The sequence below is a fragment of the Pseudomonas sp. 43A genome, from assembly GCF_013363935.1.
GTDB classification, from domain to species: domain Bacteria; phylum Pseudomonadota; class Gammaproteobacteria; order Pseudomonadales; family Pseudomonadaceae; genus Aquipseudomonas; species Aquipseudomonas crudilactis.
The window spans coordinates 4,352,299-4,374,869 of the sequence record NZ_CP054880.1 but is presented as its reverse complement, the minus strand read 5'-3'; the positions used below and the strand labels follow the sequence as shown (position 1 = coordinate 4,374,869).

The following is a 22,571-nucleotide window of genomic DNA, read 5'->3' as shown; positions in this document are numbered from 1 at the left end:
CGGCTTACCTCGCGTTACTGGCGCCAACCGGGGATTCCGGCTGAAGCTTCAGGTAGAAGTAGAACAGCACCAAAGTGATCGCGATCAGCAACGCAGCGCCGGCACTGGCCAGGCCCCAGTTGAGGAACGATTGCACCTGCTGAATGATGAACTCCGGCAGCATCATGTTCTGCGCCCCGCCGAGCAGTGCCGGGGTGACGTAGTAACCGAGCGACATGACGAACACCATCAAGCCACCGGAGGCCAGACCCGGCCGGCACAGCGGCAGGAACACCCGGAAAAAGTTGGTCCACGGACTCGCGCCGCAAATCGAACCGGCCTGCAGAATCATCGGGTCAATGGCCTGCATGGTCGCCTGCAACGGCAGCACGATGAACGGGATCATGATGTAGCTCATGCCGATCACCACGCCGGTGAGGTTATGCACCATTTCCAGCGGCTGATCGATGATGCCCATCGCCATCAGAGCCTTGTTGATCACGCCCGAGGCTTGCAGCAACACCAGCCACGAATAGGTGCGGGCGAGCAGGCTGGTCCACATCGACAGCAGCACGATGTTGAGAATCCAGCGCCCCCAGCCGCGCGGCACCAGGGTGATCGCCCAGGCCAGCGGAAAGCCCAGCAGCAGGCTGAACAGCGTCACCAGTCCGGCCACCGAAAAGGTGTTGAGCAGCACTCGGGCATACGCCGAGTTGGCGAACAGTTGTTCGTAGTTGCCAAGGCCAGGCGTCGGTTCGAGCACGCCGCGCAACAGCAGGCCAATCAACGGCGCGAGAAAGAACAGGCCGATGAACAGCAGCGCCGGTACGAGGTTGCCGGCGCCGCGCCAGCGTTGTCTGAGGGACGGGGCTTGCTGCATCGCAACCGCCTGTTTTCCGTGGGCCGAGCCGGCAGCGCTGGTCGCGCTCCCGGTGGCAGTGGAGGGACGGGACGCGGTGGCCGCCATTTTCATTTGACCAGCCATTCGTTCCACCGTGTCGCGATGGCCTGGCCGTTTTTGGCCCAGTACGCGAAATCAAGAGTGATCTGATCCTTAGCGTAGGCAGTCGGCAGGTTGGGGGCCAGCGTCGAATCCAGACGCTCCACACTGTCGAGGTTGACCGGGGCGTAGGCGGTCAGGTTGGAGAAGTCGGCTTGGCCTTTGGCGCTGCTGGCGCTGGCCAGAAACTTCATCGCCGCGTCCTTGTTTTTCGAGCCTTTTGGAATCACCAGAATGTCGGCCATGACCAGGTTCTGTTTCCAGCTCACACCGACCGGTGCGCCGTCTTCTTGCAGGGCGTGGATGCGACCGTTCCAGAACTGGCCCATGCTCGCTTCACCGGACGCCAGCAGTTGCTGCGACTGCGCGCCGCCGCCCCACCAGACGATGTCTTTCTTGATGGTGTCGAGTTTCTTGAAGGCGCGATCCAGATCCAGCGGGTAGAGCTTGTCGGCCGCTACGCCGTCGGCCAGCAGCGCCAGTTCGAGCACGCCGGGGCTTGGCCATTTGTACAGGGCGCGTTTGCCGGGGTAGGTCTTGGTGTCGAACAGGGCGCTCCAGTCCTGCGGCTTGTTGGCGCCGAGTTTGCCCTCGTTGTAGCCGAGGACGAAGGAGAAGAAGAACGAGCCGACGCCGTGATCGCTGACGAAACGCGGGTCGATCTTGTCGCGCTGAATCACTTTGAAATCGAGGGGTTCGAGCAGGCCTTCAGCCGCGGCGCGCAGGGCGAAATCGGCTTCGACATCGACCACGTCCCACTGCACGTTGCCGCTCTCGACCATGGCTTTGAGTTTGCCGTAGTCGGTCGGGCCGTCCTGCACGACGGTGATGCCGCTGGCCTTGCTGAACGGATCGGCCCAGGCCTGTTTCTGCGCATCCTGGGTGCTTCCGCCCCAGCTGACGAAGTTCACGCTTTCGGCCGCCATTGCAGCCTGGCCGGTGACGCTGAGCAGTCCCGCAAAAAAGATCGCGGTTGCAGCTTTGTTCAACACCATTTTCACGCCCTCATTGTTGTGTTTTTGAGCGGGCTTGCGTTGTTGCCCGCCTATCGGGAGCAGTAGATGGACGTTCTTTGGAGTGTCCGGTCTATGGAATATCATATTATGGTATTCCAAACTTTGTGCAAGCACTTTGCCTTACCGGTTATCTGGAGGCTGATGGTTTTTCACTTGAGAGATGTGTAGAAATTTTAGATCCAGCCCCTCACCCCAGCCCTCTCCCAATGGGAGAGGTGGAAAGGGAGCAGATCTTCATGTCGTTCAAAACCGCGCTCGACTCGGCATTGGAAAGGGAGCCGATCTTTGTGCTGTTCAAAATCTGAGTTCGACTCGGTATTTCAGGTCGATGTCTAGTGGGCAAACACCTCGGTCGGCTCCCTCTCCCTCCGGGAGAGGGCTGGGGTGAGGGCAGCTTTACTCAGTGAACGGAATACTTTCGACCACCTCCAGGTCATACCCGGTCAGGCCAGCGTATTTGAGCGGCGGGCCGAGATGGCGGAGTTTGCCAACCCCCAGATTCTGCAAAATCTGCGCCCCAGTCCCGACCTCCGAATAAATCCGCGATTGCGAGCGACTGAACTGCCGCGGCGGCTGGGTCAATTGTGGCACCCGCTCCAGCAGCGCCTGCGAAGACTCATGATTGGCCAGCACGACCACAACCCCATGCCCCTCCGCCGCAACCCGTTGCAACGCCGCCCACAACGTCCAGTTCGTCGGCCCGCTGTACTCGGCGCCGACCAGATCGCGCAGCGGATCAATCACATGCACGCGCACCAGCGTCGGTTCTTCACGGCGCAAATCGCCCATGACCATCGCCATGTGCACGCCGCCCTCGATGCGATCCTCAAAGGTGATCAAACGGAACGTGCCATGCACCGTCGGCAGCTCCCGTTCGCCAATCCGTTCGATGGTGTGTTCGGTGCTCAGGCGATAGTGGATCAGGTCGGCGATGGTGCCGATCTTGATCCCGTGCTTGCGCGCAAACACTTCCAGATCCGGGCGACGGGCCATGGTGCCGTCGTCGTTCATCACCTCGACAATCACCGAGGCCGGGGTAAAACCGGCCAATCGAGCCAGATCACAACCGGCTTCGGTATGCCCGGCGCGGGTCAGCACGCCACCGTCCTTGGCGCGCAGCGGGAAGATATGCCCCGGCTGCACCAGGTCTTCCGCGCGGGCATTCGGCGCGACGGCGGCGGCAACGGTGCAGGCGCGATCAGCCGCCGAGATGCCGGTGGTCACGCCAACCGCCGCTTCGATCGACACGGTAAACGCGGTGCTGAACACGCTGCCGTTGGCCGGGACCATTTGCTCCAGGCCCAAACGCTGGCAATGTTCGTCGGTCAGGGTCAGACAGATCAGCCCGCGCGCTTCACGGGCCATGAAGCTGATCGCCTCGGGTGTGCAACGGTCGGCGGCCAGCAGCAGGTCGCCCTCGTTCTCGCGGTCTTCGTCATCGACCAGCAGGACCATTTTGCCGAGACGATAATCTTCGATGATTTCTTCGATGCTGTTGAAGGCCATGCTGGACTCTCAGGGTTCGTTGGAAATATATTGGTATACCATAATACAAAATCAACAAAGAGGTCACTATGAAGGCGTACTGGATTGCTCATGTGGATATAGTCGATGCCGATCACTACAGCCAATACACCCAGCGCGCGCCGGCGGCGTTCGCTGAGTTTGGTGCGAAATTTCTGGCGAGGGGCGGGCGCAGCGAGGCTATGGAAGGGCGCGAGACACCGCAGCGCAGCGTGGTGATCGAGTTTGAAAGCTACGAAAAAGCCGTGGCGTGCTACCACTCGGCGGCGTACCAGGAAGCGAAAAGTTACCGCGAAGAATGGGCGAGGGCGGAAATCATCATTGTCGAAGGCATCGCCCCAGTTTAAGCAACACCACTACCACCCTGTGGGAGCGAGCTTGCTCGCGAAGGCGTCGTGTCAGTCGATACACATGTTGAATGTCTGACCGCATTCGCGAGCAAGCTCGCTCCCACAGGGGGATAGGCAATCTTCAGCGGATGAAGTGGATCTTGCCGCTGTCGTCATTACCCATGTAGATCCCATACACCCCAGCCTGACGCTCCTCGATATAGCGCTCGAGAATCTGCCGGATCGCCGGGTAATAGATCTGCTCCCACGGGATGTCTTCAGGCGCGAAGAACTTGTAGTCGAGGGTTTCCGGGCCAAATTGGCCGGTAATCTCCAGCGCGATCGCGCGGAAGATGATGTACACCTCGCTGATCTTCGGCACGCTGAAAATCGAGTACGGCGAGACGATTTCCGCGCGCACGCCGCTTTCTTCCCAGACTTCGCGGATCGCCGCTTGCTCAGTGGTTTCGCCACTTTCCATGAAGCCGGCCGGCAGCGTCCAGGTGCCCGGGCGCGGTGGGATCGCCCGTTGGCACAGCAGGTATTTGCCGTCCTGCTCGATGATGCAGCCGGCAATGATTTTCGGATTGATGTAATGGATGTAGCCGCAGCCGCGACACATCAGGCGCTCGTGCGTATCGCCCGCCGGTATCTGCTGACCGAGGTCAGGGCCACCGCATTTCGGGCAATAGCTCGGGCTGAACATATCAGTGACCTATACGCGGTTCTTTCAGCGCGATGGGCAGGGTCATGGCCGGGGTTGCGCCGGTCTCTTCCTGCTTGCGCTTGAGATAGTCGAGCGCTACTGCAGCGGCAGCGCGAACGTGATCAACACAGGCCTGATGCGCCACCAGCGGATCACCGCTCTTGATCGCTTCGACCATTTTCTCCATTTCCTGATTACTCGCACCGCGACGGTTTTCCTGCGATACCGAGGTCGCGCGCAGGTAGCTGATGCGCGCCTGCAACTGACGCAACTGAGTCGCCGCGACATGGTTGCCCGAGCCTTCGAGCAGCACGTCGTAGAAGCCCTGCACCGAGTCGATCACCTGTTGCAGTTCGCCGTCCTTGAGCGCCTTGCGGTTCTCGTCGAGGGCTTTTTCCAGGGCCTTGATGTCCTTGGCTTTGGCGCGCAGGGTGAACAACTGCACGATCAAACCTTCCAGCACGCAACGCAATTCGTAGATATCCACGGCGTCGGCCAATGTGATGATGGCGACACGCGGGCCTTTGGCATCGGCGAATTCGACCAGGCCTTCGGATTCCAGGTGACGCAAGGCTTCACGCACCGAAGTACGGCTGACGCCGAGGCGATCACACAGATCGCGTTCGACCAGACGATCCCCCGGCATGAGCTGGAAATTCATGATCGCGCTACGCAGTTTATCCAGCACGATTTCGCGCAGGGTAACGGGGTTGCGATTGACCTTGAAGCTGTCGTCGAGTGGCTGGCGTTTCATGGGGTCCGCTCTTTCGGTTGGCTGTCCATGCCAGACGGGCATCTAAACAGCCGAGGGGTTGACTGAGGCTTCGGCGTCGGCTTCGGCAAAGGCTTCACGGGCCAGCCGGAAGCTGTCCACGGCTGCCGGAACGCCGCAATAAATGCCGACCTGAAGCAGAATTTCGCGTATTTGCTCACGACTCAGGCCGTTACGCAAGGCGCCACGCACATGCAGCTTGAGTTCGTGCGGACGGTTGAGCGCCGAGATCATCGCCAGGTTGATCATGCTGCGCTCCTTGAGCGACAAACCTTCACGACCCCAGACATGACCCCAGCAGTATTCGGTGACCATTTCCTGCAGCGGGCGGGTGAAGTCGTCAGCGTTGTCGATAGAGCGCTGAACGTAGGCTTCGCCGAGCACCTGAGTGCGGATTTTCAGGCCTTTTTCGTACTTTTCGTTACTCATCATTCCTCCTGTCACCACTATCCCTTGTGGGAGCGAGCTTGCTCGCGAAAGCGTCACTACGTTCAACATTGATGTCGACTGACACTACGCCTTCGCGAGCAAGCTCGCTCCCACAGGGTTTCGCATTGTCGCCTCAGGCCAGGGTTGGCAGGGGGCCGAGCTTGCCCTTGTGGTAGATCATCGGCGTCACCGGTTGCGCCGGCAGGATCAGGTTCTTCACCGCGCCAACAATGATCGCGTGATCGCCACCGTCATATTCACGCCACAACTCACACTCGATGATCGCCGTGGCCTTGGCCAGGATCGGATTACCGAGTTCGCTCAGGTGCCATTCGATGTCCTTGGCCTTGTCCTTGCCCTTACCGGCAAACGCATAGGCCTCGGCGGTCTGGTCAGCCGACAGCAAATGGATCGCGAATTTCTTGCTGTCACGCAACACCGGATACGTGTCGGAAGCATAGTTGGGGCAGAACAGCACCAGCGCCGGGTCAATCGACAGCGCGCTGAAGGCGCTGGCGGTGATGCCGACAATTCCACCATCCGGGTCGAGGGTGGTGACCACCGTGACGCCGGACGGGAACGAGCTCATGACGTCTTTGTAAATGCCGGGTTCGATCATTTCGCAGGACTCCTAGCGCATCACAAACGGATCAGGCATTGGCGCCTGAGACAGGTTGATCCACACCGTTTTCAGTTCGGTGTAGGCCAGCACCGAATCGATGCCGCTTTCGCGTCCATAGCCACTGTTCTTGAAGCCGCCGATCGGTGCCATTGCTGACACCGCGCGGTAAGTGTTGACCCAGATAATCCCGGAGCGCACATCGCGCGCCAGACGATGGGCACGGCCCAGATCGCGGGTCCAGATGCCAGCGGCGAGGCCGAACTGCGAGTCGTTGGCGATGGCCAGCGCTTCGGCTTCATCTTTAAAACGAATCACGGAAGCCACCGGGCCGAAGACTTCTTCCTGCATGATCTTCATCGAATTGCGATCGCATTCGAACAGCGTCGGCTCGTAGAACCAGCCTTCGCCGAGATCGGTTGGGCGCTTGCCGCCGGTCCGCAAACGCGCGCCCTCGGCGATGGCATCCGCGACCAGGCCTTCAACCACCGCCAGTTGCTGCGCGGTCGCCATCGGGCCCATCTCACTGTGGTCTTCCTGCGGGTTGCCAATGCGAATGCGCTGGGCGCGTTCAACCAGTCGATTGACGAATTCGTCGTAGATTTCGTCCTGCACCAGCAGGCGCGAACCGGACACGCAACTCTGCCCGGACGCCGCATAGATGCCGGCAATCGCGCCGTTGATCGCGCTGTCCAGATCAGCGTCGGCGAAGATGATGTTCGGCGACTTGCCGCCCAGTTCCAGCGACAACTTGGCGAAGTTCTCGGCGCTGCTGCGCACCACATGCCGTGCTGTGGCCGCGCCGCCGGTGAAGGCGATTTTGCGGATCAGCGGATGGCGGGTGAGGGCGGCGCCAGTGCTTGGGCCGTAACCGGTGACGACGTTGACCACGCCCGGCGGAATCCCGGCTTCGAGCGCCAGACGTGCCAGTTCAAGAATGGTCGCCGAAGCGTGCTCGGAAGGCTTGATCACAATCGTGTTGCCAGCGGCGAGGGCCGGCGCCAGTTTGATTGCGGTCAGGTACAGCGGGCTGTTCCACGGAATGATCGCGGCGACCACGCCCATTGCTTCGTGCACGGTGTAGGCGAACAGGTCGGGCTTATCCAGCGGCAGCGTGCCGCCTTCAAGCTTGTCGGCCAGGCCGGCGGTGTAGTGGAAAAACTCCGGCAGATAGCTGACCTGGCCACGGGTTTCGCGGATCAGCTTGCCGTTGTCGCGGCTTTCCAGCTGAGCCAGTTGTTCCTTGTTCTCCGCGATCAAGTCACCGAGACGGCGCAGCAGTTTGCCGCGTGCGGTCGCGGTCAGGCCACGCCATGCCGGGCTGTCGAATGCAGCCTGTGCCGATTGCACGGCGCGTTCGACGTCCGCTTCATCAGCGTCAGGCAATTCGGCCCAGGCTTGCGCCGTGGCCGGGTTGAGGCTTTCGAAGGTCTTGCCGGAGAGGGCGTCGACCCATTCTCCGCCGATGCACATCTGGAAGCGTGCGAGTGTCATGCAACGATCCCCTTTATATGGTTTTGTCGGGAGTGTGCGAATTGGAGAAATTCCAGCAGCGTCTGATTGACCAGACGCGGCGACTCTACCGGCATCATATGCCGTTGCTCGGGGAGCACGGCAACCTTCGCACCGGGGATGCGTCGGGCCAGTTGCTCGGCCATTTCCGGGGTCGAACCCGGGTCGAGTTCGCCAGTGGCGATCAGCGTCGGCGCCTGAATACTGCCCAGGTCGTCGGCGCGGTACATGTCTTGAGTGGCGAACAATTCGTAGGTGGTCAGGTAACCCTGCGGATCATTATTGGCGAGGGTCTGGCGCAATGCGGCGATCTGCGCCGGGTTGGCCGCCTGATATTCACGGCTGAACCAGCGAGACAACGCCGCTTCGGCATTGGCGTCCGGGCCATGTTCCGCCGCTTGCGCGGTACGGGCAATGACGCCGGCACGCTGTTCTTCGCTGCGGTTGAACACGCTGTTCAAGACCACCAGGCTTTGCAGGCGCTGCGGGTAATGCAGGGCAAAGGCCCGCGCGACCAGACCGCCCATGGAGAAACCGATCACCGCTGCCTGTGGCAGATTCAGGTGATCGAGCAGCTCGAGCAACTGATCGGCGTAACCGAGCAGATTGGTGCCGCTGGCCGGTCGCGGGCTGGCGCCATGACCGAGCATGTCGTAGGCGATCACCCGGTACTGGCTGGACAGGCCGACAATCTGCCCGCCCCACATTTCTTTGTTCAGGCCCACGCCGTGGATCAAAACCACGGGCTGGCCTTGGCCGGTCGCCAGGTAACTGGTGCCAGCCGGGGTGAGTTCAGCGGTGAGCCGAATCATGGAGCGCTCCTGCAATGCCTTTTTATTGTGGTTACTGGGCTTTTTCGGCGGCCAGTTCTTCCAGATCGATGTAGCGGTTGCCGATGCGCGGGTGCAGACGGCCACCGTCGGCGCAACCCAGCACGACGACGATTTCGTCGGCACGCGGCGCGTCTTCGATCTGCATTTCCAGAGTGATGTAGTGCGAACGCTGACCTTCGTCGTCCTTGTGCATCATCGGGATCTGAATCGAAGTGCCCGGGCCGCCGCGCTTGTTGGTGAAGCTCAGGTAGCTCTTGGCGTTGACGGCTTCGCGGTAGTGGTTGCCGAAGCGCAGGGTGTGGATTACGGCGGAGGCGTGTTCGATTTCGCCATCGGCACCGACCACGGCAGCTTTGCCGTAGGCCTCGATTTTTTCTGCACCGCCGATAATGCCGACCAGACGCTCGACCATCAGTGCGCCGAGGTCGGAGCAGTTGGCGCGGATCTGCGGCTTGAGGTCTTCAACAAAACCGTTGCCCACCCAAGGGTTTTTCATCACCACGGCGAGGCCGACCATGGTCACTGGCTTGTCAGTGGCCTTGCCGCCTTCGATGAAGGTTTCTTCGACATAGCTGACGATCTTGCGAATTTCGAAACTCATGAGCTGCTCCGTTGAGGGATTGAGAGTGTCTGTGCGTCTGATGGTATACCATAATACCGATCGTGCAAGTCCCCCTCGCAAGATTTGCCTCATCCATCCGGCGAATGGCGCTGCATTCACTCGCCACCACAAATCCGAAGATCACCTTTAACCCCTGTGGGAGCGAGCTTGCTCGCGAAAGCGGTGTGTCATCCAATAGAAAGGGTGACTGTTACACCGCCTTCGCGAGCAAGCTCGCTCCCACAGGGGAATTGCCTCGTTACAGAAGGCCGCTTTCGGTTAACAAAAGATAACGTGGCGCCGATTGTCAGACGTTTCGAAAGCCCGATAGGATGAGCCAGCTTCCGAAGTGGCTCTGGATTGCGGGTTTCAGGACTATGCTCCTGAGCAGCCATCAACGGAGCACACTTGCGGCGCCCTTGAAGGCCAAATGGCCTAACAATAATAAATAGGGGAAGGTCTATGAGTCGTTGCCGCCCGCCGGCGTTACGCAACACCGCGTTGCTGGCCACAGCACTCTCTCTGCTGGGCTTTGCCACGTTATCGGCACCGGTGATCGCCGCCGAGGCGCCAGCCGACGTGGTCTATGCCACCGAATCCGGCAAAGCCGCGAAAAGCCTGATTCTCGATGTTGTCCACGCCGGCAAACGGTTGGTGGCGGTCGGCGATCGCGGGCACATCCTTTATTCCGATGACCAGGGCAAGACCTGGATCCAGGCCAAGGTGCCGAGCCGGCAACTGCTGACCGCCGTGTATTTTGTCGACGACAAACACGGCTGGGCGGTCGGGCATGACGCACAAATCCTCGCCAGCGCAGACGGCGGTCTGACCTGGACCAAGCAATTTGAAGACCTCAAACGTGAATCGCCGCTGCTCGATGTCTGGTTCAAGGACGTCAACAGCGGCTTCGCCGTGGGCGCTTACGGTGCGCTGTTGGAAACCACCGACGGCGGCAAGAATTGGGAAGATGTCAGCGACCGCCTCGACAACGAAGATCAATTCCACCTCAACGCCATCGCGGCGGTGAAGGACGCCGGGCTGTTTATCGTCGGCGAGTCGGGCAGCATGTTCCGCTCCGCCGACGACGGCCAGACCTGGGAAAAACTCGAAGGCCCGTACGAAGGTTCGTTGTTCGGCGTGATCGGCACGGCGCAGCCGCAAACCCTGTTGGCTTACGGCTTGCGCGGCAACCTCTATCGCTCCACCGATTTCGGCAGTAACTGGGAGCAGGTCGAACTGAAAGCCGCGCGCGGTGCGCTGGAGTTCGGCCTGTCTGGCGCAACCTTGCTGCCGGACGGCTCAATCGTGATTGTTGGCAACGGCGGTTCGGTGATCAGCAGCAGCGACAACGGCGAGACCTTCAGCGTGTTCAACCGTCCGGACCGCATCTCGCTGTCATCGGTCACGGCTGCCGGCGACGGCAACCTGATTCTGAGCGGGCAGGGTGGTCTCCACACCACACAGCCGAACGGTGCCGAGATCAATAACAAGAAGGCGGGGCTATGACTTCCTTGATCACTCCTCAGCAGGACAAGGCGACGTTTCTTGAACGCCTGATTTTCAACAATCGCCCGGCAGTGATCCTGATCTGTCTGGTGGTGAGCATTTTCCTGTTCTGGCAGGCGACGCTGATCCGGCCGTCGACCAGTTTCGAAAAAATGATCCCGCTCCAGCATCCGTTCATCGAGAAGATGATGGAGCACCGCAACGATCTGGCGAACCTGGGCAACACCGTGCGGATTTCGGTGGAAGCCAAGGACGGCGACATCTTCTCCAAGGAATACATGGAGACCCTGCGCCAGATCAACGACGAGGTGTTCTACATCTCCGGCGTTGATCGCTCCGGGCTGAAGTCGCTGTGGAGCCCAAGCGTACGCTGGACCGAAGTGACCGAAGAAGGTTTTGCCGGTGGTGAAGTGATCCCGCAGAGCTACAACGGCTCGCAGGACAGCCTCGACCTGCTGCGCAACAACGTGCTCAAGTCCGGTCAGGTCGGGCGGCTGGTGGCCAACGACTTCAAGTCGAGCATCGTCGATATCCCGCTGCTGGAGTCCTATCCGGATCCGGAAGACCAGGGCAAGTTGCTGGCGCTGGACTATCGCAAGTTCTCCCATGAACTCGAAGACAAGATCCGCAACAAGTTCGAAGCGCAGAACCCCAACGTCAAGATCCACATTGTCGGTTTCGCCAAGAAGGTCGGCGACCTGATCGACGGTCTGGTGATGGTGGTGCTGTTCTTCGGCATCGCTTTCGTCATCACCCTGATCCTGCTGCTGTGGTTCACCAACTGCGTGCGCAGCACCATTGCGGTGTTGAGTACGACGCTGGTGGCGGTGGTCTGGCAGCTCGGCTTGATGCACTTCTTCGGCTTCGGGCTCGATCCGTATTCGATGCTGGTGCCGTTCCTGATCTTCGCCATCGGTATTTCCCACGGCGTGCAGAAGATCAACGGTATCGCCCTGCAATCCAGCGAGGCCGACAACGCCCTTACCGCTGCGCGGCGCACTTTCCGGCAACTGTTCCTGCCGGGGATGATCGCGATTCTCGCGGATGCGGTGGGTTTCATCACGCTGCTGATCATCGACATCGGCGTGATCCGTGAACTGGCGATTGGCGCGTCGATCGGCGTGGCGGTGATCGTGTTCACCAACCTGATCCTGCTGCCAGTGGCGATTTCCTATGTCGGCATCAGCAAGCGCGCGATTGCCAGGAGCAAGAAGGACGCGAACCGCGAACACCCGTTCTGGCGCCTGCTGTCGAATTTCGCCAACCCGAAAGTCGCACGCATCTCGGTGGTGCTGGCGCTGATCGCCTTCGGCGGCGGCCTCTGGTACAGCCAGAACCTGAAAATCGGCGACCTCGACCAGGGCGCGCCGGAGCTGCGTCCGGATTCGCGCTACAACAAGGACAACAATTTCATCATCAGCAATTACTCCACCAGCTCTGACGTATTGGTGGTAATGGTCAAGACCAAGGCTGAAGGCTGCTCGCGTTATGAAGCCATGGCGCCGATCGACGAACTGATGTGGAAGATGCAGAACACCGAGGGCGTGCAGTCGGCGATCTCGCTGGTGACTGTGTCCAAGCAGATGATCAAGGGCATGAACGAGGGCAACCTGAAATGGGAAACCCTGTCGCGCAACCCGGATGTGCTGAACAACTCGATTGCCCGCGCCGACGGTCTCTACAACAACAGTTGCTCGCTGGCGCCAGTGCTGGTGTTCCTCAACGATCACAAGGCCGAAACCCTCGATCGTGCGGTGCACGCGGTGCAGGAATTCGCCAAGGACAACAACAAGGACGGTCTGGAATTCATCCTTGCCGCCGGTAACGCCGGGATCGAAGCGGCCACCAACGAAGTCATCAAACAGGCTGAGCTGACCATCCTGATTCTGGTGTACATCTGCGTGGCGGTGATGTGCATGATCACCTTCCGTTCGTGGGCGGCGACCCTGTGCATCGTCCTGCCGCTGGTGCTGACCTCGGTACTCGGCAACGCGCTGATGGCGTTCATGGGCATCGGCGTGAAAGTCGCGACGCTGCCGGTGGTGGCGCTGGGTGTGGGGATTGGTGTCGACTACGGCATCTACATCTACAGCCGTCTGGAGAGTTTCCTGCGTGCGGGGCTGCCGTTGCAGGAAGCCTATTACCAGACGCTGAAATCTACCGGTAAAGCGGTACTGTTTACCGGTCTGTGCCTGGCGATTGGCGTGTGCACCTGGATCTTCTCGGCGATCAAGTTCCAGGCTGACATGGGCCTGATGCTGACCTTCATGCTGCTGTGGAACATGTTCGGTGCGCTGTGGCTGCTGCCGGCACTGGCGAAGTTCCTGATCAAGCCTGAGAAACTGGCGGGGCAGAAGGGCAATTCGTTGTTCGCCCACTGATCTGCAAGCCTGAAACGACAAAGCCGCAACCTTAGGGTTGCGGCTTTTTTTGTGGCTGAAGATCAACAGCCCCTCACCCTAGCCCTCTCCCGGAGGGAGAGGGGACTGATTGGGGAATATTGGAGATTTACACCGACTTGAACGATTTGCTTTGAATCCATAATCGACTCGGTTTTTCAGGTCGATGTATGACGCAGCACAACTCGGTCGGTCCCCTCTACCTCTGGGAGAGGGCTAGGGTGAGGGCAAGAGGGTTAAAAATTTAAGAGAGTTCTGTGCCAAGCACAACGCTGAGCGCACTACGCGCATCATCCAACTGCACCAACGTCGCATGCCGAGCCCCCAGCGCATCCCGATTCTCGATCGCCGTCAAAATCGCCTTATGCCGCGGCAACGCCAATTCATGCAGATTCGGCCGCTGATTCGAGTGCTTCAACGCCTCGGCAATCGCCACCGACAACATGTTGCACAGGTTCGCCAACAGATCATTGTGCGTCGCATCGGCGATCCGGCTATGGAAATCCAGATCCGGCTGCAACAACGCTTCCGGCGTCGGCGCCGCCTCCATGCGCTGGTACGCCTCACCAATCGCCGCGATATCGGCATCGGTGGCGTGCTGAGCGGCGAGGGCGGCAGCCGCCGGCTCGATAATGCTGCGCACACTGGTCAGCACATTGAAAAACTCATTCTGCGGGCTGCTCTGCATCAACCAGTGCAGCACGTCCGGGTCGAGCATGTGCCATTCGCGGCGCGCCTTGACCACAGTTCCCACTCGCGGCTTGGAATACACCAGACCTTTGGCCACCAGCACCCGCGTGGCTTCACGCAACACCGGCCGACTGACCGCGTATTCCTCGCAGAGCAAGGCTTCGGCGGGCAGTTTGTCGTCGGGCTTGAAGCGTCCGGAGACGATCTGCATGCCCAGTTCCTGGACGATGCGCGAGTGCATGCTTTTGCGGTCGGAGGGTTTGCGGTAATCCATGGGGAACGGCGCGATCCTGAGCGATGGAGATGCCGCGCATCATAGCAGGCACGGCACAATCTTGAGGCGGGTAAAGAACAACTGTGGGAGCGAGCTTGCTCGCGAAAGCGGTGGGTCAAACAACATTACAGTTGAATGTACCGCCGTCTTCGCGAGCAAGCTCGCTCCCACAGGGATTTGTGTGATCAGTGAGAGTGGCGCGGAACTTCAGCCCCTCGGCAACCGACCAGGAAGTCAAAGTCACAGCCCTGATCCGCCTGCAGCACATGGTCGATGTACAGCTGACGATAGCCGCCCACCAACAATTGCTGCGGTGGCTGCAGATCCGCCATGCGCGCGGCCAGTTCAGCATCCGGGATGTCCAGATGCAAACGCCCGGTGGCGCAATCCAGCTCGATCCAGTCGCCTTCCTGCACCGTCGCCAAAGGCCCGCCGGCCGCCGCTTCCGGCGCCACATGCAAGACCACCGTGCCGTACGCCGTGCCGCTCATCCGTGCATCGGAAATGCGCACCATGTCCGTCACACCCTGTGCCAACAGCTTGGCCGGCAAGCCCATGTTGCCGACTTCAGCCATGCCCGGATAACCCTTCGGCCCGCAGTTCTTCATTACCAGAATCGAATCCTTATCGACCTCCAGCTCCGGATCGTTGATCCGCGCCTTGTACATGTCGAAGTTCTCGAACACCACCGCGCGGCCACGATGCTGCATCAATTCCGGGGTCGCGGCGGACGGTTTGAGCACAGCACCGAGCGGCGCCAGATTGCCGCGCAACACGCAGATGCCACCGTCGGCGCGAATCGGATTGTCGAGCGTGCGGATCACCTCGTCTTCGCCATAGATCGGCGCGTCCTTGGTGTTCTCGCCGATGGACTTGCCGTTGACGGTCAGCGCATTCGGATGAGGAATCAGATTGGCCTCACCGAGACGGCGCAGCACCGCTGGCAAACCACCGGCGTAATAGAACTCTTCCATCAGGAAACGCCCCGACGGTTGCAGGTCGACAATGGTCGGCATGCCGCGACCGATACGGGTCCAGTCGTCCAGATCCAGCTCGACACCGATGCGCCCGGCGATGGCCTTCAAGTGAATCACCGCGTTGGTCGAACCGCCGATAGCAGCGTTCACGCGGATAGCGTTTTCGAAGGCTTCTTTGGTCAGAATCTTCGACAGTTTCAAATCTTCGCGAACCATCTCTACCGCACGCATGCCGGACATATGCGCCAACACGTAACGTCGTGCGTCCACCGCTGGAATCGCCGCGTTGTGCGGCAGCGAGGTGCCGAGTGCTTCAGCCATGCAGGCCATCGTCGATGCGGTGCCCATGGTGTTGCAGGTACCCGCCGAACGCGACATGCCGCCCTCGGCCGCGAGGAAATCGTCAATCGTGATGGTGCCGGCCTTGACCTGCTCGCTGAGCTGCCAGACCACGGTGCCGGAACCGATGTCCTTGCCCTTGTGCTTGCCGTTGAGCATCGGCCCGCCGGTGACGACGATGGCCGGCACGTCGCAACTGGCCGCGCCCATCAGAAGCGCCGGAGTGGTTTTGTCGCAACCGGTCAGCAGCACTACGCCGTCAATCGGGTTGCCGCGAATCGCTTCTTCAACGTCCATGCTCGCCAGGTTGCGGGTGAGCATGGCGGTCGGGCGCAGGTTCGATTCGCCGTTTGAGAACACCGGGAATTCCACCGGAAAACCGCCAGCCTCGATCACCCCGCGTTTGACGTGCTCCGCGATCTGGCGGAAGTGCGCGTTGCACGGGGTCAGTTCCGACCAGGTGTTGCAGATGCCGATGATCGGCTTGCCATGAAACTGGTGGTCGGCGATGCCCTGATTCTTCATCCAGCTGCGGTACATGAAGCCGTTCTTGTCGGCCGTGCCAAACCATTGGGCGGAGCGCAGGGTGGGTTTCTTATCAGACATGATCGATTCTCTTATTGTATGACTATAGTGTTCCAGCTACGGCTTAATCTAAGCGCAAAATCCTAGGTTTGGAAGTGTTGTTGGTGAATTAGTATTACTATATAGTCGTTTTCGACGGAGGGATGGCCCTGGCGGTTTTCCGTGAGAGGCGTCCCCCGAGGTTCTATAAAAACAACAATCGGAGACCGATCTCATGAGCCAGGAACTGCGGCTGATACGGCGCATTACGCTGAAACTGATTCCTTTCCTGATCCTGCTGTACCTGATCGCCTATGTGGATCGCTCCGCTGTCGGCTTCGCCAAGCTGCACATGGGCGCCGACATCGGCATTGGCGATGCGGCTTACGGCCTCGGCGCCGGGCTGTTCTTCATTGGTTACTTCCTCCTCGAAATTCCCAGCAACCTGATGCTCGAACGCTTCGGCGCACGACGCTGGTTTGCGCGGATCATGATCACCTGGGGCGCGATCACCATCGGCATGGCGTTCGTCCAGGGGCCGCACAGTTTTTACGTGATGCGCTTTCTGCTCGGCGCGGCCGAGGCGGGGTTCTTCCCCGGCGTTCTCTACTACATCACCCAATGGTTCCCAGTGCGCCATCGCGGCAAGATCCTCGGGCTGTTCATCCTTTCGCAACCGATCGCGATGATGATCACCGGCCCGGTGTCCGGCGGTTTGCTCGGGATGGACGGCGTCCTTGGCCTGCACGGCTGGCAGTGGCTGTTTATCGTCATCGGTACTCCGGCGATCCTGCTGACCTGGCCGGTGCTGCGCTGGTTGCCGGACGGCCCGCAGCAAGTGAAATGGATGGATCAAGCGGAAAAAGACTGGCTGACCGGCGAGCTGAAAAAGGACCTGCAGGAGTACGGCCAGACTCGTCACGGCAACCCGCTGCATGCGCTGAAGGACAAACGGGTGTTGTTGCTGGCGCTGTTTTATCTGCCGGTGACGTTGAGCATTTATGGCTTGGGTTTGTGGTTGCCGACGCTGATCAAACAGTTTGGCGGCAGTGATCTGGTCACCGGTTTCGTCTCGTCGGTGCCGTACATTTTCGGGATCATCGGGTTGCTGATCGTGCCGCGCAGCTCTGACCGTTTGAATGATCGTTATGGGCACCTCGCCGTTCTTTATGTGCTGGGCGCAATTGGCTTGTTCATGAGTGCGTGGCTGTCGTTGCCGGTGGCGCAGCTGGCGGCGCTGTGTCTGGTGGCGTTTGCGCTGTTTTCCTGCACCGCGGTGTTCTGGACCTTGCCGGGGCGGTTCTTTGCTGGCGCGAGTGCGGCGGCGGGGATTGCGCTGATCAATTCGGTGGGGAATCTGGGCGGGTACATCGGGCCGTTTGTGATTGGGGCGTTGAAGGAGTACACCGGGAATCTTGCGTCCGGCCTGTACTTCCTCTCGGGGGTGATGGTGTTCGGCTTGATTTTGACGGGCGTGGTTTATCGAGTGCTGGAACGCAAACACGTCCTGCCAGTGGACCAATTCGCCGCCAGCGCACGCGGCGCCACCCGCACCTGAATGCTGGAATTCACGCGAATCCCTTGTGGGAGCGAGCTTGCTCGCGAAGAGGCAATCACATTCAACATTGTGAGTGACTGATACACCGCTTTCGCGAGCAAGCTCGCTCCCACAGGGGATCTGCGGTGTTTTTGAGGGAATAGGAGAAAATCATGCATCTGGTTCAATTCGAATTAAGCAACGGCGAGCGCCGCGTCGGCGTGGTCGACAACGGTCTGGTGCGCGAAGTCCAGGACGCGCGCAGCGTGCGCGATCTGGCCCTGGCCGCCATCGAGGCCGGCCACTCCCTTGAGCAGCAAGTGCAAAACCTCGGTCTCGGCATCAGCCACGACTACGCCGAACTGCTCGCGCAACTGCGCATCCTGCCGCCACTCGACCACCCGGACCCGGCGCACATGTTGATCAGCGGCACCGGCCTGACCCACTTGGGCAGCGCCTCGGCGCGGGACAAAATGCACCAGCAGGCTGGCGACGAAGCGACGATGACCGACACCATGCGCATTTTCAAATGGGGCGTGGAGGGCGGCAAACCGGCGGCGGGGCAGGCCGGTGTGCAACCGGAGTGGTTCTACAAGGGCGACGGCAGCATCGTTGTGCGTCCGGGCCAACCTTTCCCGGTGCCACCGTTTGCTGAAGACGCCGGGGAGGAGCCGGAGATGGCCGGCCTCTACATCATCGGCAGCGACGGCAAGCCTTATCGCCTCGGTTTCGCGGTCGGCAACGAATTCTCCGACCACGTCATGGAGCGCAAGAATTACCTGTACCTCGCACATTCGAAATTGCGCAGCTGCAGCTATGGTCCGGAACTTCGCACCGGTGAACTGCCTCAACATCTGGCAGGCACCAGCCGTATCCTGCGTGAAGGCGAAGTGCTTTGGCAGAACGAGTTTCTCAGTGGCGAGGCAAACATGTGCCATAGCCTCGCCAACCTCGAATACCACCACTTCAAATACCGTCAGTTCCTGCGCCCGGGCGACGTGCACATACACTTCTTCGGCACCGCGACTCTGTCGTTTGCCGACGGCATCCGCACGCAACCGGGCGACCTGTTCGAAATCAGCCAGGCCGAATTCGGCGCACCGCTGGTCAACGGCATTGTGCCGATCGCGGCCGCTTTTGAGCCGGACAGCATCGGCACCCTTTAAGGAGATCCCATGACTCAGATTCTCGGTCACAACTACATCGGCGGTCAGCGCAGTGCTGCTGGCGACGTCAAACTGCAATCCGTCGATGCCACGACGGGCGAACAATTGCCGCACGATTTCATTCAGGCCACGGTTGAAGAGGTCGACGCCGCCGCTAAAGCCGCCGCTGCCGCGTATCCTGCTTATCGCAGCCTCAGCGCCGAACGCCGCGCGCAGTTTCTCGATGCGATAGCCGATGAACTGGATGCGCTCGGTGATGATTTCGTCGCTGTGGTCTGCCGCGAAACGGCGTTGCCAGCCGGGCGCATTCAGGGTGAGCGCGGACGTACCAGCGGGCAAATGCGCTTGTTCGCCAAGGTTCTGCGTCGAGGCGATTTCTACGGTGCGCGAATTGATTTACCCCTGCCGGATCGTCAACCGCTGCCACGTCCGGATCTGCGCCAGTACCGCATTGGTCTCGGCCCCGTAGCCGTGTTCGGTGCCAGCAACTTTCCACTGGCGTTTTCCACGGCTGGCGGCGACACCGCATCGGCCTTGGCCGCCGGTTGCCCGGTGGTGTTCAAGGCTCACAGCGGCCACATGGCCACGGCTGAGCTGGTTGCCGATGCGGTGATTCGTGCAGCAGAAAAAACCGCGATGCCAGCCGGCGTGTTCAACATGATCTATGGCGGTGGCGTCGGTGAATGGCTGGTCAAGCACCCGGCGATTCAGGCGGTTGGCTTCACCGGCTCGCTCAAGGGCGGTCGAGCGCTGTGCGACATGGCTGCCGCACGGCCGCAGCCGATCCCGGTGTTCGCCGAGATGTCGAGCATCAACCCGGTGATCATTCTGCCGCAGGCCCTTGCCGAGCGTTCGGAAACCGTCGCCCGCGACCTGACCGCTTCGGTGGTGCAAGGCTGCGGCCAGTTCTGTACCAATCCGGGGCTGGTGATCGGTATTCGCTCGCCGCAGTTCAGCGCGTTCGTGCAGCAAGTCGCCGGTTTGATCGGCGATCAACCGGCACAAACCATGCTCAACGCCGGCACCCTCGGCAGCTACGGCAAAGGCTTGCAGAAGCTGTTGGCGCATTCCGGCATTGAGCATCTGGCCGGCAATCCGCAGCAAGGCAATCAGGCCCAGCCGCAGTTGTTCAAGGCCGATGCCAGTCTGTTGATCGATGGCGATGAAGTGCTGCAGGAAGAAGTGTTCGGCCCGACCACGGTGATTGTCGAAGTGGCGGACAAGGCGCAACTCAGCGCTGCGCTGCATGGCCTGCACGGGCAACTCACCGCGACGATCATTGGTGAGTTGGCGGACTTTGAGCGCTTCCCTGAGCTGACGCCGTTGCTGGAACAGAAGGTCGGGCGGATCCTGCTCAACGGTTATCCGACCGGTGTCGAGGTCTGTGATTCGATGGTCCACGGCGGGCCGTATCCGGCGACATCCGATGCGCGCGGCACTTCGGTGGGCACGCTGGCCATCGACCGCTTCCTGCGCCCGGTGTGCTTCCAGAATTACCCGGACAGCTTGCTGCCGGAGCCGCTGAAAAATGCCAACCCGTTGCGCATCCAGCGCCTCGTCGACGGCAAGCCCTCACGCGACGCGTTGTAACTGACAGCCAATATCCCCTGTGGGAGCGAGCTTGCTCGCGAAAGCGGTGTATCAGAAACATATTTGTCGACTGACACACTGCATTCGCGAGCAAGCTCGCTCCCACAGGGGTAACAGCGGGGCCTCTGGATCACATTGAGCTATCATTGGCCCTTTCCCCCCTAGAAAGACTGTTTGCCATGACTGCCCAAACCCTTCTCAACGCTCTCGAACACTGCGGAATGGTCGAAATCGACGGCCTGCACGCCTTCGAATTCGCCCTCGATGAAGACGACAACCTGCACATCGAATGCATCGATGGCCGCGCGGCCAAGCATTGGGAATTCACTCCGGCTCAGGTTGCAGCGGCAACGTTTGACGAGGACCTGCAGAGCTGGCTGGTCGTTGGCTATGCCAGCGACACCAAGACCACCGGCGAACACCGCCTGGTTTGCCTTGGCGACGTAATCAGCAGCAGCGACGATGAGGAAGAATCTGATGAAAATGCGTAAATTCTGGCCGCTGCTGATGGCCGGCAGCGTCGGTGCCATGGGGCTTCCCAGCGCATCCGCCGAGAACTTCCAGTTGCTGGTCGGTTCCTACACCGCCAACACAAGCCAAGGCCTCTATCGAATGAACTTCGACAGCGCCACCGGCCAGATCGCCGCTAAACCGCTGCAAGTGGTCAAAAGCGAAAACCCGTCATGGCTGACCCTGTCCAAAGACCAGCGTCGGCTGTTCGTGGTCAACGAAAACGGCCCGGGCCAGAAAGACCCGGTCGGCCGCGTCAGCAGCTATTCGATTGATTCGAAAACCCACGCCCTGACTCTGATCAATCAGGTGCAGAGCCTGGGCAACGAACCGACCCATTCGAGCCTCAGCGGCGACGCCAGCCACTTGTTCGTCAGCAACTATTCGGTGGTGGAAGATCCGGGTGGAACGCTGGCGGTATTGCCGGTCGGTGCCGACGGCAAACTTAAACCCGTCGTGCAGATGAGCGCGCACCCGGCCAGCCGGGTTAATCCCGAGCGTCAGGCGTCGAACCACGTGCACTCGACGGTCTCTTCGCCGGACGGACGCTATGTGTTCTCCAACGACCTCGGTGCGGACAAAGTCTTCATCTACCAATTCGACCCGAAAGCCAACCCGGAGCTGCCGTTGACCCCGGCGAAAACCGCTTCGGTCGCCATGCCCGCCGGCAGCGGCCCGCGCCATCTGCTGTTCAGCGCAGACGGCAAACACGCCTGGCTGACCATGGAGATGAGCGCGCAAGTCGCGGTGTTCGACTATAACGACGGCGTGCTGACCCAGACGCAACTGGTCGATCTGGCCGCCGGCCAGCCGACTTCGGACAAGGCCGGTGCGGCGCTGCACGCCTCGGCGGATGGCAAGTTCCTCTACGTCAGCAACCGTGGCACCGCCAATCAGTTGGTGGTGTTTGCAATTGATCCGGCGAGCGGCCAGCTCAAAGAACTGCAAAAACGCTCGGTGGAAGGTGATCACCCGCGCGAGTTCAGCCTCGACCCAAGTGGCAAATTCCTGCTGATCGCCAACCAGAAAAGCAACGAAATTGTCGTCGTCGAGCGCGACGGCAAGACCGGTCTGCTCGGCAAAACCGTGCAGAAACTGCCGATGGACGCGCCCAGCGACCTCAAGTTTCTAGTGCGACAATAAGCCACAGGCCCCGGTTTACGGGGCCTGCCTCTTTGTATTAATCGCGCTGATATCCGCTAATGCTACAAAGCATTTCAAGCGATCAACCCTCGAGCGTTAAGTTTGCTTCACGGCCCAACCGGGCAAACAAGCCAACTGAACACGAGGGTTACCGCCATGAACTTCAATCTCTTCTCTGTGATTGCCGCTTCCGCCATCTCTGCCACCGTGGTACTGCCAGCCGGTGCCAACGTTGAAATCGCCAGCAAAAAATCCCACACCCAGAGCTACACCCAGAAATACCTGCAACAGAGCGCCAACTTCTACGCCGCACTGGATCACAAAGCCCAACACTGAAATTTTCGCCTCGACCACAGCTGCCGAAGGCTGCGATCTGTTGAATTTGTTTGTTAAAAGCAAACTCAACAGATCGCAGCCTTCGGCAGCTTTCGTGTGTGGGCGAATCGAAAAATGGGCCTGATAGGTTTTCTTCAACAGGCACATAGACTGGCTAAATAATCAACGAAGCTGATGTTTACTATGGCAAACCCTGAGTGGTTCGCGCGGCTTTTTTGAT

At 60.1% G+C, this 22,571-nt stretch carries 21 protein-coding genes; 9 read left to right on the top strand and 12 right to left on the bottom strand.

What is annotated here, in order from left to right:
• Nucleotides 1–4: 4 nt before the first annotated feature.
• The 3 genes from HUW52_RS19040 to ribBA form a co-directional block, all read right to left on the bottom strand.
• Nucleotides 5–952 carry an ABC transporter permease gene (locus HUW52_RS19040; protein ID WP_016984503.1) on the bottom strand — a complete coding sequence of 316 codons (948 nt, stop codon included), beginning with the start codon at nucleotides 950–952 and terminating at the stop codon, nucleotides 5–7.
• The gene (locus HUW52_RS19035) at nucleotides 949–1,974 is read right to left on the bottom strand and encodes an ABC transporter substrate-binding protein (protein ID WP_008088087.1); all 1,026 of its coding nucleotides are present in this window, start codon (nucleotides 1,972–1,974) and stop codon (nucleotides 949–951) included. The genes HUW52_RS19040 and HUW52_RS19035 overlap by 4 nt, the downstream gene beginning before the upstream one ends.
• A gap of 417 nt (nucleotides 1,975–2,391) precedes the next feature.
• Entirely contained in the window at nucleotides 2,392–3,501 is a 1,110-nt protein-coding gene (gene ribBA / locus HUW52_RS19030) for a bifunctional 3,4-dihydroxy-2-butanone-4-phosphate synthase/GTP cyclohydrolase II (protein ID WP_016984501.1), read from the bottom strand.
• A 68-nt stretch (nucleotides 3,502–3,569) separates the two neighbouring features.
• Here ribBA and HUW52_RS19025 point away from each other — a divergent pair, with 68 nt between their 5' ends.
• Nucleotides 3,570–3,866, top strand: coding sequence for a DUF1330 domain-containing protein (locus tag HUW52_RS19025; protein ID WP_175554563.1), 297 nt, complete (start codon nucleotides 3,570–3,572; stop codon nucleotides 3,864–3,866).
• Between the two features lie 124 nt (nucleotides 3,867–3,990).
• On the opposite strand, the gene HUW52_RS19020 is transcribed toward HUW52_RS19025, so the two are convergent.
• The 7 genes from HUW52_RS19020 to HUW52_RS18990 all read right to left on the bottom strand — a co-directional run bounded on the left by HUW52_RS19020 (nucleotide 3,991) and on the right by HUW52_RS18990 (nucleotide 9,320).
• Entirely contained in the window at nucleotides 3,991–4,554 is a 564-nt protein-coding gene (locus HUW52_RS19020; protein WP_175554562.1) for an NUDIX hydrolase, read from the bottom strand.
• A 1-nt stretch (nucleotide 4,555) separates the two neighbouring features.
• Nucleotides 4,556–5,308, bottom strand: a complete 753-nt coding sequence (locus tag HUW52_RS19015) for a GntR family transcriptional regulator (protein WP_007918001.1) — start codon at nucleotides 5,306–5,308, stop codon at nucleotides 4,556–4,558.
• 42 nt (nucleotides 5,309–5,350) lie between these two features.
• Nucleotides 5,351–5,755: a carboxymuconolactone decarboxylase family protein gene (locus HUW52_RS19010; RefSeq protein ID WP_016984498.1), complete on the bottom strand. Its 405-nt coding sequence runs from the start codon at nucleotides 5,753–5,755 to the stop codon at nucleotides 5,351–5,353.
• 133 nt (nucleotides 5,756–5,888) lie between these two features.
• On the bottom strand, nucleotides 5,889–6,374 hold the full coding sequence (locus HUW52_RS19005) for a flavin reductase family protein (protein WP_007917997.1): 486 nt from the start codon (nucleotides 6,372–6,374) through the stop codon (nucleotides 5,889–5,891).
• A gap of 12 nt (nucleotides 6,375–6,386) precedes the next feature.
• Nucleotides 6,387–7,868: an aldehyde dehydrogenase gene (locus HUW52_RS19000; protein WP_034155596.1), complete on the bottom strand. Its 1,482-nt coding sequence runs from the start codon at nucleotides 7,866–7,868 to the stop codon at nucleotides 6,387–6,389.
• Entirely contained in the window at nucleotides 7,865–8,698 is an 834-nt protein-coding gene (locus HUW52_RS18995; RefSeq protein WP_175554561.1) for an alpha/beta fold hydrolase, read from the bottom strand. Before HUW52_RS18995 ends, HUW52_RS19000 begins: the two co-directional genes overlap by 4 nt.
• A gap of 31 nt (nucleotides 8,699–8,729) precedes the next feature.
• Nucleotides 8,730–9,320, bottom strand: a complete 591-nt coding sequence (locus HUW52_RS18990) for an amino acid synthesis family protein (RefSeq protein ID WP_007917992.1) — start codon at nucleotides 9,318–9,320, stop codon at nucleotides 8,730–8,732.
• A gap of 462 nt (nucleotides 9,321–9,782) precedes the next feature.
• Between HUW52_RS18990 and HUW52_RS18985 the strand changes: the two genes are divergently transcribed.
• Both HUW52_RS18985 and HUW52_RS18980 read left to right on the top strand, forming a co-directional pair.
• Nucleotides 9,783–10,826 (top strand): YCF48-related protein, encoded by a 1,044-nt coding sequence (locus HUW52_RS18985; RefSeq protein WP_175554560.1) that lies wholly within the window; start codon nucleotides 9,783–9,785, stop codon nucleotides 10,824–10,826.
• Complete coding sequence (locus HUW52_RS18980; protein WP_016984493.1) at nucleotides 10,823–13,207, top strand: RND family transporter; 2,385 nt, start codon at nucleotides 10,823–10,825, stop codon at nucleotides 13,205–13,207. The genes HUW52_RS18985 and HUW52_RS18980 overlap by 4 nt, the downstream gene beginning before the upstream one ends.
• Before the next feature lie 262 nt (nucleotides 13,208–13,469).
• Here HUW52_RS18980 and HUW52_RS18975 read toward each other — a convergent pair whose 3' ends face one another.
• Both HUW52_RS18975 and HUW52_RS18970 read right to left on the bottom strand, forming a co-directional pair.
• Nucleotides 13,470–14,189 (bottom strand): FadR/GntR family transcriptional regulator, encoded by a 720-nt coding sequence (locus HUW52_RS18975; RefSeq protein ID WP_016984384.1) that lies wholly within the window; start codon nucleotides 14,187–14,189, stop codon nucleotides 13,470–13,472.
• A 185-nt stretch (nucleotides 14,190–14,374) separates the two neighbouring features.
• Complete coding sequence (locus HUW52_RS18970) at nucleotides 14,375–16,111, bottom strand: IlvD/Edd family dehydratase (RefSeq protein ID WP_016984385.1); 1,737 nt, start codon at nucleotides 16,109–16,111, stop codon at nucleotides 14,375–14,377.
• A 193-nt stretch (nucleotides 16,112–16,304) separates the two neighbouring features.
• Between HUW52_RS18970 and HUW52_RS18965 the strand changes: the two genes are divergently transcribed.
• The 6 genes from HUW52_RS18965 (at nucleotide 16,305) to HUW52_RS18940 (ending at nucleotide 22,351) form a co-directional block, all read left to right on the top strand.
• A complete protein-coding gene (locus tag HUW52_RS18965; protein WP_150652178.1) occupies nucleotides 16,305–17,627 on the top strand; it encodes an MFS transporter in 1,323 nt (440 codons plus the stop codon).
• 152 nt (nucleotides 17,628–17,779) lie between these two features.
• Nucleotides 17,780–18,772: an AraD1 family protein gene (gene araD1, locus HUW52_RS18960; RefSeq protein WP_175554559.1), complete on the top strand. Its 993-nt coding sequence runs from the start codon at nucleotides 17,780–17,782 to the stop codon at nucleotides 18,770–18,772.
• A 9-nt stretch (nucleotides 18,773–18,781) separates the two neighbouring features.
• Entirely contained in the window at nucleotides 18,782–20,362 is a 1,581-nt protein-coding gene (locus tag HUW52_RS18955) for an aldehyde dehydrogenase (NADP(+)) (RefSeq protein ID WP_175554558.1), read from the top strand.
• A gap of 179 nt (nucleotides 20,363–20,541) precedes the next feature.
• Nucleotides 20,542–20,853, top strand: a complete 312-nt coding sequence (locus HUW52_RS18950; protein WP_175554557.1) for a DUF5629 family protein — start codon at nucleotides 20,542–20,544, stop codon at nucleotides 20,851–20,853.
• A complete protein-coding gene (locus tag HUW52_RS18945; RefSeq protein WP_175554556.1) occupies nucleotides 20,840–22,015 on the top strand; it encodes a lactonase family protein in 1,176 nt (391 codons plus the stop codon). Before HUW52_RS18950 ends, HUW52_RS18945 begins: the two co-directional genes overlap by 14 nt.
• 156 nt (nucleotides 22,016–22,171) lie before the next feature.
• Nucleotides 22,172–22,351, top strand: a complete 180-nt coding sequence (locus tag HUW52_RS18940; protein WP_026000548.1) for a hypothetical protein — start codon at nucleotides 22,172–22,174, stop codon at nucleotides 22,349–22,351.
• Nucleotides 22,352–22,571 lie beyond the last annotated feature (220 nt).

Excerpts from the sequence above, each read along its gene's own strand:
- HUW52_RS19040 (WP_016984503.1), bottom strand. The coding sequence starts at position 952 with ATGAAAATGGCGGCCACCGCGTCCCGTCCCTCCACTGCCACCGGGAGC.
- HUW52_RS19035 (WP_008088087.1), bottom strand. The coding sequence starts at position 1,974 with ATGGTGTTGAACAAAGCTGCAACCGCGATCTTTTTTGCGGGACTGCTC.
- ribBA (WP_016984501.1), bottom strand. The coding sequence starts at position 3,501 with ATGGCCTTCAACAGCATCGAAGAAATCATCGAAGATTATCGTCTCGGC.
- HUW52_RS19025 (WP_175554563.1), top strand. The coding sequence starts at position 3,570 with ATGAAGGCGTACTGGATTGCTCATGTGGATATAGTCGATGCCGATCAC.
- HUW52_RS19020 (WP_175554562.1), bottom strand. The coding sequence starts at position 4,554 with ATGTTCAGCCCGAGCTATTGCCCGAAATGCGGTGGCCCTGACCTCGGT.
- HUW52_RS19015 (WP_007918001.1), bottom strand. The coding sequence starts at position 5,308 with ATGAAACGCCAGCCACTCGACGACAGCTTCAAGGTCAATCGCAACCCC.
- HUW52_RS19010 (WP_016984498.1), bottom strand. The coding sequence starts at position 5,755 with ATGAGTAACGAAAAGTACGAAAAAGGCCTGAAAATCCGCACTCAGGTG.
- HUW52_RS19005 (WP_007917997.1), bottom strand. The coding sequence starts at position 6,374 with ATGATCGAACCCGGCATTTACAAAGACGTCATGAGCTCGTTCCCGTCC.
- HUW52_RS19000 (WP_034155596.1), bottom strand. The coding sequence starts at position 7,868 with ATGACACTCGCACGCTTCCAGATGTGCATCGGCGGAGAATGGGTCGAC.
- HUW52_RS18995 (WP_175554561.1), bottom strand. The coding sequence starts at position 8,698 with ATGATTCGGCTCACCGCTGAACTCACCCCGGCTGGCACCAGTTACCTG.
- HUW52_RS18990 (WP_007917992.1), bottom strand. The coding sequence starts at position 9,320 with ATGAGTTTCGAAATTCGCAAGATCGTCAGCTATGTCGAAGAAACCTTC.
- HUW52_RS18985 (WP_175554560.1), top strand. The coding sequence starts at position 9,783 with ATGAGTCGTTGCCGCCCGCCGGCGTTACGCAACACCGCGTTGCTGGCC.
- HUW52_RS18980 (WP_016984493.1), top strand. The coding sequence starts at position 10,823 with ATGACTTCCTTGATCACTCCTCAGCAGGACAAGGCGACGTTTCTTGAA.
- HUW52_RS18975 (WP_016984384.1), bottom strand. The coding sequence starts at position 14,189 with ATGGATTACCGCAAACCCTCCGACCGCAAAAGCATGCACTCGCGCATC.
- HUW52_RS18970 (WP_016984385.1), bottom strand. The coding sequence starts at position 16,111 with ATGTCTGATAAGAAACCCACCCTGCGCTCCGCCCAATGGTTTGGCACG.
- HUW52_RS18965 (WP_150652178.1), top strand. The coding sequence starts at position 16,305 with ATGAGCCAGGAACTGCGGCTGATACGGCGCATTACGCTGAAACTGATT.
- araD1 (WP_175554559.1), top strand. The coding sequence starts at position 17,780 with ATGCATCTGGTTCAATTCGAATTAAGCAACGGCGAGCGCCGCGTCGGC.
- HUW52_RS18955 (WP_175554558.1), top strand. The coding sequence starts at position 18,782 with ATGACTCAGATTCTCGGTCACAACTACATCGGCGGTCAGCGCAGTGCT.
- HUW52_RS18950 (WP_175554557.1), top strand. The coding sequence starts at position 20,542 with ATGACTGCCCAAACCCTTCTCAACGCTCTCGAACACTGCGGAATGGTC.
- HUW52_RS18945 (WP_175554556.1), top strand. The coding sequence starts at position 20,840 with ATGAAAATGCGTAAATTCTGGCCGCTGCTGATGGCCGGCAGCGTCGGT.
- HUW52_RS18940 (WP_026000548.1), top strand. The coding sequence starts at position 22,172 with ATGAACTTCAATCTCTTCTCTGTGATTGCCGCTTCCGCCATCTCTGCC.